Source organism: Haliea sp. E1-2-M8 (assembly GCF_030649675.1).
Taxonomy (GTDB): Bacteria; Pseudomonadota; Gammaproteobacteria; order Pseudomonadales; family Halieaceae; genus Haliea.
In genome coordinates this window covers 19,278-32,317 of the sequence record NZ_JAUTDR010000020.1, presented here as the reverse complement: position 1 = coordinate 32,317, position 13,040 = coordinate 19,278, and the positions used below count along the sequence as shown (strand labels likewise).

Here is a 13,040-nt window from a genome sequence, read left to right as displayed (position 1 = left end):
AGGAGAGCCGCGTGCGCGAGATGCAAATATCTGTTGAACCCTGGCCCCTGAAGCAACCTTTTCAGATTACCGGGTACACCTTCACCGAGGTCGAACTGGTCTACGTCACGATCCGTGACGGCGACCACGTCGGGCACGGTGAGGGGGCTGGCGTCTACTATCTGCAGGAAACCGGTGCAGGGATTGTGGCGCAAATCGAAGCTGTGCGCGACGCAGTGCTGCAGGGCGTCACGCGGGAAGACCTGTTACGTCTGCTGCCTGCAGGCGGTGCCCGCAATGCGCTGGATTGTGCGCTCTGGGACCTGGAATCCAAGCAGGCGGGCCGGCGGGTCTGGTCGCTGCTGCATATGACGGTCCAGCCGGTGACGACCGTCAATACGGTCGGTATCGCCAGCCCCGAGCAAATGGCTGCAGCCGCCCGCGCGCTGGACACCGACCGGATCAAAGTCAAGTTGAGCGCGGAGGAGCCGCTGCAGCGTATATCGGCGGTCCGCGAGGCGCGGCCCGATGCGGAGATTGTGGTAGACGTCAACGCGGGCTGGACCTTTGCACAACTGAAGAAACTTGCGCCGCAGTTCCGCGACCTCGGCATTGCCATGATTGAGCAGCCCCTGCCGCGCGGAGCCGATGCCGAGCTCGAGGGTTACAACCCTCCGCTGCCCCTGTGCGCCGACGAGTCCTGCCTCGACACCACTGAGTTCGACCAGGCTGCACGCCGCTATCAGATGATCAACATCAAGCTGGACAAGACCGGCGGTCTGACCGAGGCCCTGCGCCTGGCGGACCTGGCCCGGCAACGGGGCATCGGGTTGATGGTCGGCAATATGGTGGGTACGTCGCTGGCGATGGCGCCAGGGTTCGTGGTGGCGCAGCTGTGTCGTTTTGTCGATCTCGACGGCGCCCTGTTCCTGACCCGGGACCGCGATAATGCCATGAACTACGAGGGTGGCGTGGTCATGCCACCGGAGGTTGAATTATGGGGATGACGTCACGGTTAAAATCGCGGGCATGGCGCGCCCCACTTGCCGTCGGCCTGTTGCAGATGAGCTTGTACGCCGCCGCGGCCAGCCCACCCTCGGTGGAAGCCATCGATGCCGCTGTCGCGCGCACCCTGGAGACTTTTGCGGTGCCGGGCATGACAGTAGCGGTAGTCCACGCCGGCAATGTCCATCACGCAGCTGGCTATGGCATCCGCGACATGCACAGCGAGCTGCCGGTGACGGCGGAGACGCTGTTCCAGATCGGCTCGGTGTCCAAAGCCTTCACCGCCGCCAGCCTGGCTTTGCTCGTGCAGGAGGGCAAGGTGGGCTGGGACACCCCGGTCATCGACTACCTGCCGGAATTCCGCATGCATGATCCCTGGGTGACCCGGGAGTTCACTGTGCGTGATCTTCTCACCCACCGCAGCGGCCTGCCTCTGGGTGCCGGTGATCTGCTCATGTTCCCCGAGGGCAACGCCACGCGCGACGAGATTATCTACGCCCTCAGGCATCTACAGCCCAGCAGCAGTTTTCGCTCCCGCTACGATTATGACAATCTGCTGTATATCGTCGCCGGCGAGGTGGTGGCGCGGGTGGCGGGGCTACCTTTCGAGGAGTTTCTGGAGCGCCGGCTGCTACAGCCACTGAACATGGACAGTTGTGCGGCAACCCTGGAAAGGGCAGCTCCCAAGGCGGCGCATGCCACGCCGCACCTGTTGTTGGAAGGGGAGCTGCAGGTCACTCGCGCCGGCACGACCGCGGTGATCGCCGCGGCCGGTGGTATTACCTGCAGTGCGGCGGACATGGCGAAGTGGATGCAAATGCTGCTGGCAGGTGGCGCTCTGCCCGATGGCACGGTCCTGCTGGAGCCGGAGCACTTTGCCGAACTGGTGCGCCCGGTAACACTGATGTCGCCGCCGGGATACCTGGTCGAGCACGCGGGCGCGCACCTCAGTGCCTATGCGCTGGGCTGGAATGTGTCCACTTTTGACGGTGAGCTGGTGCTGTCGCACGGCGGCGGCCTGTGGGGAATGACCACCTTTATCGCCCTGCTGCCGGAGCGGGAGCTGGCTGTCTTCGCCTCCAACAACCTGATGTCGCCCGCCCCCCGGGCGATCGTCAATCATATTCTGGCGGCATCGATTGCCGGCGCCGATACCAGCCCCGAAGCCGACTGGATCGAAATTGTCGCTGGCCTGATGTCGCAGCGCGCGGCTGACAGTGAAGATACCGTAGCCACGGCAGCGGCAGCGCGGGCGGCAGACAGTAAACCCAGCTTGCCCCTGGACCGCTACGCGGGTCGCTATCGTGACCCCTGGTATGGCGAGATCACCATCACGCTGAAAGATGACAATACACTCTGGTTCGACTCCTCCCGCAACGCGCCGCTGAGTGGTCCGCTGGAGCACTTTCAGTACGATACTTTTGTCGCGCGCTGGACCAACCGCCAGTTGCTGGCGGACGCCTATGTTTCCTTTACCCTGGACCCACAGGGCGGCATCGAGCGCATCCGCATGCAGGCGGTGTCACCGGCCACTGACTTCTCGTATGACTTCCACGACCTGGATCTACGTCCAGTGGAGTAATCTGATCTCAGCAATCCCGGCTCACAGCCTCACACCAGTCCCGCAGCCACACCGCCAGCGAACGGCAGGCGAGCAGCAGAAAGCCGTCGCCGCCGCTGGGGGCCAGCAGTACGGACACTCCCGCAAAGCGCGTGACCGCGCAGCGGTCGCCGCCAAAATGCGCCGGGTGCAGATCCAGGGCGCAGCCGCGGGCGAGCACGTCGCGCACTCGCGCGCCGTCAAGGACCAGCATTACCTGGCTGTCAGTGATGGGCGTTGCCACGGCCCACATTCCCGCAGTTGCATCGCGCAAGGTCTTCAGTGCAGCGCTGCCCTCCCCCGCTGGCACCGCCAGCAGCCAGTCACCGGGTGCCGACCATAACCAGCGCCAGCTGCCCTGACGTCGTGCTTCGCCGGGAGCGGGCAGCTCGAAACCCAGCGCTGCGGTCAGTGCGGGGAGCAACGCCCGGTCGCGATGGAACACCTGTAGGCGAATCAGCTCGCAGGCCGTTTCATGCCGCAGCCGGAATTCTTTCCTGGTGATACTGTTGGTGCCAGCCATGGGGCTACACACGGCAAGAATTTGCGGCACATGTAGGGATGCAGCCGGCTGAGGTGCGGCCGGCTGAGGTGCGGCCGGCTGAGGTGCGACCGGCTGCGGTGTGGTGGCATCGGCCTGCAGACGCGTGCCCGCCGGATCGACCTGGCAGGGCGCCACCAGCCGCGCCGGCTGGATCTTGCCCTCGTAGTACACCGATACGATCTCACCGACCCGCGCCCGGGCGCCGGCGACAATACCCAGCGCCACGGCGCGGCCCAGGGTCGGGCTGAAGCAGGCCGAGGTGACATAACCGGCGCTGCTCTTGCCATCCCCGGAAAGAACATGAGCGCCGCTGACTGTGGTTGCGGACTCCTCCAGCAGGGCAATTCCCGTGAATTGCAGGCGCTCCGGATCCTGCCCCACCTCCAGCGTCAGGGAGCGGCGACCAATAAAATCGACAGACTGTTTGGCAATGGCTCCACCCCAGCCCAGGTCCTGGGGCATGGTGTTGCCGTCGGTGTCGGAGCCGACGTGCAGGAAGCCTTTCTCGGTGCGCAGCACCATCAGGGATTCAATGCCGAATGGGGTGACACCGTGCGACGCGCCCGCTGTCATCAATGCCTCCCACAGGGACTCGCCGCAAGCCGCGGGGACGCTGATCTCGAAGGACACTTCGCCGGTGAAGCTGGCGCGCAGGATGCGTACCGGCACGCCGCAAAGGCTGCCGCTGCGGAACTGCATGTGGGCAAAGGCGTCACCGCCCAGGTCGATATCACCGGACAGCTGCGCCAGCACTGCGCGGGCCCGGGGGCCACTGAGCATGAACGTGGCCCACTGCGTGGTGACATTGGTCACCAGCACCCGCAGCGCCACCCACTCGCATTGCAGCCACTCCTCCAGGGCGCGGTGCACGGAGGCGGCGCCGCCGCTGGTGGTATGCAGCAGGAAGTGGTCCTCCGCCAGGCAGACCACCACGCCGTCGTCCACCACAATACCCTGCTCGTTGAGCATCAGGCCGTAACGGGCCGCACCCACCGGCAGGGTTGCGAGATTGTTGACGTACATGCGGTTCAGGAGCTCGCGGGCGTCCGGGCCGTGAACCTCAAGCTTGCCCAGCGGGGAATAGTCGAGCAGGCCGACAGCGCCGCGCACTGCCAGCACTTCGCGGGCAATGGCCTGTTGTTCGCTCTCCCCCGCTCGCGGGTAGCATTCGGGGCGCTGCCAGCCGCCCATGTCCACAAACTGGGCGCCCAGTGCGGCGTGGCAGGTGTGCGCGGGCAGGCGCTGAAACGGCTGATACAGCGCGCCCAGCTCGACACCGGCCCAGGCACCAATGGTCACGGGATGGTACGGCGGCCGGAAGCGGGTGGTGCCGACCTCGGGAATGCTGCGGTTGGTGGCCAGCGCCAGGATACCGAGACCGTTGACGTTACTGGTCTTGCCCTGGTCGACGGACATGCCGTTGGTGGTGTAACGCTTGACGTGCTCCACCGAAACATAATTTTCCCGAGCCGCCAGCTGGATGTCCGCGGCGGTGACGTCGTACTGGAAGTCCACCCACTGGCAGTCGGAAGACACCCCGGGCGTGAGCCAGTGGGCCTGTGTGTGCAGGGGTTGAGGGAAGTCGCCATTGGCGCGCCCGACCGCGGTCACCGCCTGGTTCGCGGTTCCGGGCACCAAGCAGGTGTCCTCTTCCCGCCATGCGAGCTTGCCGCCGGACTGGGAGTACAGGTGCAGCGTAGGCGTCCAGCCGCCGGACATCGCCAGCAGGTCGCAGTCCAGGGTTTCCCGCGGCCCCTGCAGGCCGCCCCCGTCCTCGGTCAGGCGCTGTATCAACACCTGGCGGAGCGCTCCCCGGCCGCGGGTGTGCACCACGCTATAGCCCAGCCGGTCCTCGATCCCGGCCGCCGTGGCCCGCCGCAGCAGTTCCGGCGCCACCCCGAGCCGCACATCAATGATGGCCGTTACCGGTACACCGTGCGCCACCATCTCCAGCGCGGTGTGCCAGGCGGAATCGTTGTTGGCAAAGAAGACGATGCGCTCGCCCAGAGTCAGGCCGTAGCGATGGGTATACTCCCGCACCGCGCCGGCAAGCATGATGCCGGGCCGGTCATTATGGGGAAACACCAGCGGCCGCTCCAGGGCGCCGGTGGCCAGCACCACCCGCCCGGCGCAAATTCGCCAGAAGATCTCCCGCGGCGCTGCACTGTCTGCCTGCGGGCCGAGGTGGCTCCCCACCCGCTGTAGGGCGGCCAGCACGTTGTGATCATGGTAGCCGTTGACCGAGCTGCGGGGCATCAGGGTGATATTCGGGCACTGCGCGATACGCTCCAGCATGCTCGCCAGCCACGTCCGGTCCGCCGGATCCGGGCTCGCCAGCAGGGCGCCGCCGGGCTCCTCCTGCTCATCCAGCAGCAGCACCCTGCAGGCGGGATCCTGCGCCGTCGCCAGGGCCGCCTCCAGCCCCGCGCGGCCGGCGCCCACGACCACTACCTCGGCGTGCACGGTCTGCTTGAGATAGTACTGCGGATCCGGCGCCGAGGGCGCCCGTCCCAGCCCCGCCAGGCGCCGCACCAGGCCTTCCCAGTTTTTCCAGTTGGGCCAGATGAAGGTCTTGTAGTAGAACCCGGCGGGCAGCACTTTTTTCAGCAGGCCGAGTGCCGCGAGCAAATCCCAGTCCGGCGACGGCCAGGCATTTTGGCCCTTCGCAACAAGGCCCTGATACAACGGCACCAGGGCGGCCCGCGCATTCGGCTCGGACCAGGTGCCGCTCTCCAGCTGCACCAGTGCGTTGGCGTCTTCCCGGCCGGCGGCGAATACGCCCCGGGGCCGGTGCAGCTTGAAACTGCGCCCGACGATGCTGACTCCGTTGGCCAGCAGCGCCGAGGCCAGGGTGTCCCCGGCGTAACCGCGGAAGGTCTCGCCGTCGAACTGGAAGGTCAGCGGCTGCCCGGTGTCCACCCGTGCATGGGGCAGGCGCTGGCGGCTGCGCTTCACGCTTCACCTCCATTCGCATCCGGCAGTTCGGGTTTGGGGGCGGTCATGGGGTAGCTGGCCAGGATGTTGTGGCTCACGGTGTCCCGCGCCACATTGAACCACTGGCCGCAACCGAAGCGGTGCAACCAGCGCTCATGATGCAGGCCCTTCGGATTGTCGCGCTGGTAGAGGTAGGCTGCCCACTCCGCATCGCTGGCAGTGGCCGGCTCCGGGCGCGCGATATGTGACTGGCCGCCACAGACGAACTCGTCTTCGCTGCGGCTGCCGCACCAGGGGCATTCAATGCGCATCACGCCGGTGCCACCCTAGTGCGCCACGCCGGCCGCGGCGCCTTCATCGATCAGCCGGCCGCGGGCAAAGCGGTCCAGGGAGAAGGGCTCCACCAAGGGGTGCGGTGCGTCGTGGGCGATGGTGTGGGCGAGGGTCTCGCCGCCGGCGGGAATGGCCTTGTAGCCACCGGTGCCCCAGCCAGTGCTGATGTAGAAACCGGTGACCGGGGTCTTCGATACGATGGGGCTCGCATCCGGCGCGATGTCGACTATGCCGCCCCACTGCCGCATCAGCTTCATCCGGCTCAGCATCGGATAAAGCTCCACCGCCGCATTGAGTACCGCCTCCGTCGACTGCAGGCTGCCGCGCTGGCCGTAGGATGGATGGGTGTCGGCGCCGCCGCCAATGACGATCTCGCCGCGATCGGACTGGGAGATGTAGCAGTGCACCATGGGCGACATGACAACATGGTCCAGGCAGGGCTTGACTGGCTCGCTCACCATCGCCTGCAGGGTCTGGCTGACGATGGGCAGTTTCACCCCCGCCATTGCCGCGACCACCGTGCTATGCCCCGCCACCGCCATTCCCAGCTTGTCGGTGCGCACGCTGCCGCGGCTGGTCTTGACCCCGCGCACGCAGCCGTCGCTCACCTCGATGCCGGTGACCTCACAGTTCTGGATGATATCCACCCCGAGGCTGCTGGCCGCGCGGGCATAGCCCCAGGCCACCGCGTCGTGGCGAGAGATACCGCCGCGGCGCTGGATAAATCCCCCGTGCACGGGATAGCGGGCGCTGGCGCTCATGTTCAGCATCGGCACCATGGTGGCGATCTGCTCCCGGCCCAGCACCTCGGAGTCCACCCCCTGTACCTGGATCGCGGTGGCCCAGCGGCGGAAGATTTCCAGTTCGTGGCGGCTGCAGGCCAGATTGATGATGCCGATCTGGCTCAGCATGATATTGAAATTGAGCTCGCGCCCGAGGCTTTCATAGCCCTTCAGGGAGTACTCATAGAAGCGGGTGCTCTCGGGGTAGAAATAATTGGAGCGGCTGACCGCCGTATTGCGACCGGTGTTACCGCCCCCCAGCCAGCCCTTTTCCAGTACCGCAATATTGCTGATGCCGTGGACTTTCGCCAGGTAGTAGGCGGTCGCCAGGCCGTGGCCGCCACCGCCGATGATCACCACGTCGTACTGCCGCTTCAGCTCCGGGCTGCGCCAGGCCTGGGGCCAGTGGCGATGGCCGCCAAGGGCGTTTTTAAGCAGGGCAAAGGCGGAATAGCGTTCCACGGGCCTAGAGAATCACCGTGCGCTGACCGTTCAGCTGCACCCGCTCCTCGCAGTGCAAACGCACGGCGTGGGACAGGGCGGTGGCTTCGGTGTCATGGCCAAGGTGGATCATCTGCTCGACGGACACCTGGTGGTCGATTGCCTTCACTTCCTGGGCGATGATCGGCCCCTCGTCGAGATCAGGGGTCACGTAATGGGCAGTGGCACCAATGACCTTGACCCCGCGATCATAGGCCTGGTGGTAAGGCTTGGCTCCCTTGAAGCCCGGCAGGAACGAATGGTGGATGTTGATCGCGCGCCCTTCCAATTCCCGGCACAGGTCATCCGAGAGTATTTGCATGTAGCGCGCCAGCACCAGCAGGTCCACCTGCTGCTCATGGATAAGCGCCAGGATCTGCGCCTCCTGCTGCGGCTTGGTCTCTGCCGTCACCGGCAGGTAGTGATACGGCAGGCCGTACCATTCCACCTGGCTGCGGCAGTCCTCGTGGTTGCTGACCACGCCTACAATTTCCGCCGGCAATGCGCCCGAACGCCACTTGGTCAGCAGCGCCACCAGACAGTGGTCGTAGCGCGACACCGCCAGCAGCACCCGCGGCAGCTGGTCGGCGGGGCGCAGGCGGTAGCGCATGTTCATTTCGGTCGCGAGCTCGGCAAAACGATCGCTGAATTCTTCGAAGGTGACCGTCATCGCCCGATCGTCAAATACGCAACGCAGATGGAAGGTCGCGGTCACCGGGTCGCTGTAGTTGGAAATCTCGGTGATGAAGGCGCCCACCTGCAGGAACAGCTGCGAGTAATTCGCCACCACGCCGAGGCGGTCGGGGCACTGGAAGGACAGGATGTAGGCGCGAGGCGTGCCGGAGTCTGCTGTGGTCATTGTTGGGCCATGGCTGCGAGGATTACGGCGAGGGTCCTGCCCTGCCGGCGCCAGCAGCGGGTCCGGCAACCGGGCCGCTGGTCTGGCAATACTGGGGGGAATACTAAAGCATGACGCCGGCGCATTACAGCACCGGCGCCATTATCGCAGCAGGAACGGGCTAGAAATTGAAGCCGTTGCCCGTCACCACCGGCACATTGGTCCACAGGTCATTGGGATCCCGGTACCAGCCCGCCGCCGCCAGCGCGCCGCCGTCGAGGTTGATGGTGGTGCCCGTCACCCAGGCCGACAGTTCGGAGGCCAGGAACAGCGCACAACCGGCGGCGTCCTCAGGAGTACCGAAACGCTCCAGCGGTATCCAGCGCCGGGTGTGTGCCTGGTGCTCGGGTGCGATCAACTCGGATGGGCGCACCTGGGCGGTCTCGGTGGTCTCCGGGGCAATGGCGTTGACCCGAATGCCGTCCGGCCCCAGTTCCAGCGCCAGGCTGCGGGTAAAGCCGGTGATCGCGTGCTTGAAGGCGCAGTAGGTGGTGACCATGGGAATACCGCGGAAGGCTTCGATGGAGGAGATGCTGATAATACTGCCGCCCTTGCCACGCGCCTGCAGCAGGGGAATGGCCGCCCGGGTGACGGTGAAGATATGCCTCAGGTTGACGGCGTACAGGCGCTCCAGATCCTCATCGGTGCAGGCAGCGAAGGGCTTGATGATGCCGAGAAAATCGCCGACGTTGTTGACCAGCACATCGAGGCCGCCAAAGCGCTCCTGCACCTGCTGCATCAACGCGTTCACCGCGGCGCTGTCGCAGACATCGGTGCAGGACACCAGGGCATCCACTCCCTGCTGCGCCAGCGCAGCCTCCAGTTCCGAGCAGCGCTGCTGATCGATCTCGGCAACTACCAGCGCCGCGCCGCGCGCCGCGAAGGCCTCCGCGATCGCCCTGCCGATACCGGCGCCGCCGCCGGTGACCAGTACTGTCTTGCCGCTGAAATCCAGGTCCTGCATGGTGTCCTCTCCTGTCGGGAACGTGGGGGAAACCGGTGGTATACCACGGCATCGGCGGCCATGCATTGCCGCGGCCGCGCCAGCATACAGGCGGGGCACGGGGGTTTGATTTGTCAGGCTCCTGCGGCCGCCGGATGCGGCGCCGTGCTACTTGTAGGTCACCACCAGATAACCCTGCAGCGCCACCCTGCCGGTGGCGCGAATACTGTGTTCGACATCGGCCCGGTAGTGCGCGGAATCCCCCGCCGCCAGCTTGCACTCGGTTCCCCCGGCAACAATTTCCGCCTTGCCCGCGGTGACCGTGAACAGCTCGCGGGTGCCACTGAAGTGGGCCGAGCTGTCGAGGCTGGCGCCGGGCTGGATCTGCAATTCGTAGAACTCGACGCTCTTCTCCATGTGCAGCGGCGACAGGGTACGGATCTGGCATTCGCTGTCGGCGCGGAACAGGCTGGCGGGGTCATCGCCCCGCACCACCTCGATCAAGCCACTGGCGAGGGGGTCATCCACCAGTTCACCTATACTGAGGCCGAAGGCCTGGGCAATGCGAAAGGTCACCGCCAGGGTCGGGTTGGCCTGGCCGCGCTCGATCTGGCTCAGCATGGAGCGGCTGACACCGGAGGCAGCGGCCAGCTGGTCGAGAGTGAAGCCGTGGTGCTGGCGTAGCTCGGTTACCCGTTCGCAGAGGACCCGGCTGGCGGGATCAAGGGCGGATTTGGACATGGCGTTCTTCCACAATAAAAGAATTTGTTCTTGTATACGGGATAGTCGCCGTCTACTATACCGGAATATTTCCACAATGGTGAACTGGATATGAAAGCACTGGTAAAAAAGGAAGCGGCCCCGGGCCTCTGGCTGCAAGACGTGCCCGAGCCCCGGATCGGCATCAACGACGTGCTGATCAAGGTCAAGCGTACCGCCATCTGCGGGACCGACATGCACATCTACCACTGGGATGCCTGGGCCCAGAAAACCATCCCGGTGCCAATGGTGGTGGGCCACGAGTTCGTCGGCGAGATCGTCGAGGTGGGCTCGAACGTGCTTGATTTCCGCCCCGGACAGATTGTCTCCGGCGAGGGCCACGTGGTCTGCGGCCGCTGCCGCAACTGCATGGCGGGACGGCGCCACCTCTGCGCCCGTACCAGCGGGGTCGGGGTCGACCGCGCCGGTGCCTTCGCCGAGTACCTGGCCCTGCCCATGTCCAACGTCTGGGAACACACCGCTGGCATCGACCTCGACGTCGCCGCCCTGTTCGACCCCTTCGGCAACGCGGTCCACACCGCCCTGCAGTACGACCTGCTGGGAGAGGATGTCCTGATCACCGGTGCGGGGCCCATCGGCGCCATGGCGGCGGCGGTATGCCGGCACGCGGGCGCGCGCCATGTGGTGATCACCGATGTCATCGACAAGCGCCTGGAGCTGGCCGCCACTCTGGGCGCGACCCGCACCGTCAACGTAACCCGCGAAAGCATCGCCGAAGCGCAGAAATCCCTGGGCATGCACGAGGGCTTCGACGTCGGCCTGGAAATGTCCGGCAACCCGCAGGCGTTCCGCGACCTGCTGGCCAACATGTGCCACGGTGGCAAGGTGGCGATGCTCGGCATTCCCAGCGAGAACACCGCCATCGACTGGAACACCGTAATCTTCAACATGCTCACCCTGAAAGGCATCTACGGCCGCGAGATGTACGAGACCTGGTACAAGATGTCGGTGATGATCGAATCGGGGCTGGACATCTCACCGGTGATTACCCACCGCATGAACTACCGGGATTTCCAGCAGGGGTTCGACGTGATGAGTGCCGGCGAGGCCAGCAAGGTCGTGCTGAACTGGGAAGAGTAGCCCAACCGTAGGTCAGGATTTCTCCACTGTCGCCAGCATCTCCAGCGCCTCGTCACACCAGGCCAGGAACTGCTCGCCCTGGCGGATACCGGCTAGCAGCGCCAGGTACACGCCCTTGCGCCGCACCGGCAGGGATTCCGGGCTGGCGTAGTGGCGGCGGCGAATCCGTTCGTACAGGTAGAGGCGCTGCATCATCTTTTCGCGGCGCTGCTTTACTTCCGCAGCGAGGTGGGCGGCATTGTCCTGCCCCAGGTTGTAGAGCTTGACGAACAGGTCATCCTTGCCTTCCTGCACCCGGCCGCCACCCAGAACCCACTCCGACAGAGCCTCCTGCCCCGCGGCGGTGAGGCCGTAGACGATCTTGTCCGGCTTGCCCTCCTGGGCCACGGTTTCCCGGCGCAGCCAGCCCTTGTCCGCCAGCTTGTGCAACTCCTGGTAGATCTGCTGGTGGCTGGCACGCCAGAACAGGCCCAGCGATACATCGAAGGCTTTCGCCAGCTCATAGCCGGACATCTCGTCTTCCAGCAGGGCGGTCATGATAGCGTGGGACAGGGCCATGGCGGCGGTGGGCCTCCTTCCAGGCAATTTGGTCCAGCTTACCCCCGACGCCTTTTTTATGCAAAAGGTTGCATATAATTGGGCTATGCAATAAATTGCATAAACCAATTTTGACCAAGACTACGGAGACTGCTCACCATGACACTTCCCGCCTCCCTCCAGGGCCGCCTGCGGCTGCCCGCTTTTGCCGCCCCGATGTTCATCATTTCCAACCCGGACCTGGTCATCGCCCAGTGCAAGGCCGGTATCGTCGGCTCCTTCCCATCGCTGAATGCCCGGCCCGCGGAAAAACTGGAGGAGTGGCTGCAGCAGATCACCTCCGAGCTGGCGGCCTGGGACGCGGCCAATCCGGACACCCCCGCCGCGCCCTTTGCGGTCAACCAGATCGTGCACGGCTCCAACGACCGCCTGCAGCACGACCTGGAACTGTGTGTGAAGTACAAGGTGCCGATCGTGATCACCTCCCTGGGAGCCAAGGAGTCTGTCAACGAAGCGGTGCATTCCTACGGCGGCCTCGTGCTGCACGACGTCATCAACAACCGCTTTGCCCACAAGGCCATCGAGAAAGGCGCCGATGGTCTGATCGCGGTGGCCACCGGCGCCGGCGGCCACGCCGGACCGATCTCCCCCTTCGCCCTGGTCCAGGAAATCCGCGCCTGGTTTGACGGCCCGCTGCTGTTGTCCGGCTCCATCGCCACCGGCGATGCCATCCTCGCCGCCCAGGCCATGGGGGCAGACCTCGGCTACATCGGTTCCGCCTTCATCGCCACCGTGGAGGCAAACGCCGAGCAGGCCTACAAGCAGGCCGTGGCCGACTGCGGCGCCTCGGATATTGTCTACAGCAATTTGTTCACCGGCATCCACGGCAATTACCTGCGCCCCTCCATCGAAGCGGCGGGGCTGGACCCGGACAACCTGCCTGACAGCGACCCCTCGGCCATGAACTTCGGCTCAGGTGGCGACAGCGCTTCCAAGGCCTGGAAGGATATCTGGGGCTGTGGCCAGGGCATCGGCGCGGTGAAGAACATTGTGCCCGCGGCGGAACTGGTAGCGCGACTGCAGCGCGAATATGCCGCCGCCCGCCAGCGCCTGCTGGCGGGCTGAGTCTGCCGCTACGGCGACGT

At 65.3% G+C, this 13,040-nt stretch carries 11 protein-coding genes; 4 read left to right on the top strand and 7 right to left on the bottom strand.

The window, feature by feature from the left end; genetic code table 11:
• Positions 1-20 precede the first annotated feature (20 nt).
• Both dgcA and Q6D67_RS15855 read left to right on the top strand, forming a co-directional pair.
• Positions 21-986, top strand: coding sequence for an N-acetyl-D-Glu racemase DgcA (gene dgcA / locus Q6D67_RS15860; protein ID WP_304706689.1), 966 nt, complete (start codon positions 21-23; stop codon positions 984-986).
• Positions 977-2,566, top strand: a complete 1,590-nt coding sequence (locus Q6D67_RS15855; RefSeq protein ID WP_304706642.1) for a serine hydrolase — start codon at positions 977-979, stop codon at positions 2,564-2,566. The genes dgcA and Q6D67_RS15855 overlap by 10 nt, the downstream gene beginning before the upstream one ends.
• A 7-nt stretch (positions 2,567-2,573) precedes the next feature.
• On the opposite strand, the gene Q6D67_RS15850 is transcribed toward Q6D67_RS15855, so the two are convergent.
• The 6 genes from Q6D67_RS15850 to Q6D67_RS15825 form a co-directional block, all read right to left on the bottom strand.
• On the bottom strand, positions 2,574-6,083 hold the full coding sequence (locus tag Q6D67_RS15850) for a 2Fe-2S iron-sulfur cluster-binding protein (RefSeq protein ID WP_304706641.1): 3,510 nt from the start codon (positions 6,081-6,083) through the stop codon (positions 2,574-2,576).
• Positions 6,080-6,373: a sarcosine oxidase subunit delta gene (locus Q6D67_RS15845; RefSeq protein ID WP_304706688.1), complete on the bottom strand. Its 294-nt coding sequence runs from the start codon at positions 6,371-6,373 to the stop codon at positions 6,080-6,082. Before Q6D67_RS15845 ends, Q6D67_RS15850 begins: the two co-directional genes overlap by 4 nt.
• 15 nt (positions 6,374-6,388) lie before the next feature.
• Positions 6,389-7,639, bottom strand: coding sequence for a sarcosine oxidase subunit beta family protein (locus tag Q6D67_RS15840; RefSeq protein ID WP_304706640.1), 1,251 nt, complete (start codon positions 7,637-7,639; stop codon positions 6,389-6,391).
• 4 nt (positions 7,640-7,643) lie between these two features.
• Complete coding sequence (gene purU, locus Q6D67_RS15835; RefSeq protein WP_304706639.1) at positions 7,644-8,516, bottom strand: formyltetrahydrofolate deformylase; 873 nt, start codon at positions 8,514-8,516, stop codon at positions 7,644-7,646.
• Positions 8,517-8,676: 160 nt separating this feature from the next.
• Positions 8,677-9,519: an SDR family NAD(P)-dependent oxidoreductase gene (locus tag Q6D67_RS15830; protein ID WP_304706638.1), complete on the bottom strand. Its 843-nt coding sequence runs from the start codon at positions 9,517-9,519 to the stop codon at positions 8,677-8,679.
• A 147-nt stretch (positions 9,520-9,666) separates the two neighbouring features.
• The gene (locus Q6D67_RS15825; RefSeq protein ID WP_304706637.1) at positions 9,667-10,239 is read right to left on the bottom strand and encodes a helix-turn-helix domain-containing protein; all 573 of its coding nucleotides are present in this window, start codon (positions 10,237-10,239) and stop codon (positions 9,667-9,669) included.
• 90 nt (positions 10,240-10,329) lie between these two features.
• Here Q6D67_RS15825 and tdh point away from each other — a divergent pair, with 90 nt between their 5' ends.
• Complete coding sequence (tdh, locus tag Q6D67_RS15820; RefSeq protein ID WP_304706636.1) at positions 10,330-11,358, top strand: L-threonine 3-dehydrogenase; 1,029 nt, start codon at positions 10,330-10,332, stop codon at positions 11,356-11,358.
• A 12-nt stretch (positions 11,359-11,370) separates the two neighbouring features.
• Here the strand turns inward: tdh and Q6D67_RS15815 are convergent, their stop codons facing one another.
• Positions 11,371-11,916: a PadR family transcriptional regulator gene (locus Q6D67_RS15815; RefSeq protein ID WP_304706635.1), complete on the bottom strand. Its 546-nt coding sequence runs from the start codon at positions 11,914-11,916 to the stop codon at positions 11,371-11,373.
• 138 nt (positions 11,917-12,054) lie between these two features.
• Here Q6D67_RS15815 and Q6D67_RS15810 point away from each other — a divergent pair, with 138 nt between their 5' ends.
• Complete coding sequence (locus tag Q6D67_RS15810) at positions 12,055-13,020, top strand: nitronate monooxygenase family protein (RefSeq protein ID WP_304706634.1); 966 nt, start codon at positions 12,055-12,057, stop codon at positions 13,018-13,020.
• The last annotated feature ends 20 nt before the right edge of the window (positions 13,021-13,040 follow it).

Coding starts and splice junctions, on each gene's coding strand:
- Q6D67_RS15825 (WP_304706637.1), bottom strand. CDS start 10,239: ATGTCCAAATCCGCCCTTGATCCCGCCAGCCGGGTCCTCTGCGAACGG.
- dgcA (WP_304706689.1), top strand. CDS start 21: ATGCAAATATCTGTTGAACCCTGGCCCCTGAAGCAACCTTTTCAGATT.
- purU (WP_304706639.1), bottom strand. CDS start 8,516: ATGACCACAGCAGACTCCGGCACGCCTCGCGCCTACATCCTGTCCTTC.
- tdh (WP_304706636.1), top strand. CDS start 10,330: ATGAAAGCACTGGTAAAAAAGGAAGCGGCCCCGGGCCTCTGGCTGCAA.
- Q6D67_RS15845 (WP_304706688.1), bottom strand. CDS start 6,373: ATGCGCATTGAATGCCCCTGGTGCGGCAGCCGCAGCGAAGACGAGTTC.
- Q6D67_RS15815 (WP_304706635.1), bottom strand. CDS start 11,916: ATGGCCCTGTCCCACGCTATCATGACCGCCCTGCTGGAAGACGAGATG.
- Q6D67_RS15830 (WP_304706638.1), bottom strand. CDS start 9,519: ATGCAGGACCTGGATTTCAGCGGCAAGACAGTACTGGTCACCGGCGGC.
- Q6D67_RS15855 (WP_304706642.1), top strand. CDS start 977: ATGGGGATGACGTCACGGTTAAAATCGCGGGCATGGCGCGCCCCACTT.
- Q6D67_RS15810 (WP_304706634.1), top strand. CDS start 12,055: ATGACACTTCCCGCCTCCCTCCAGGGCCGCCTGCGGCTGCCCGCTTTT.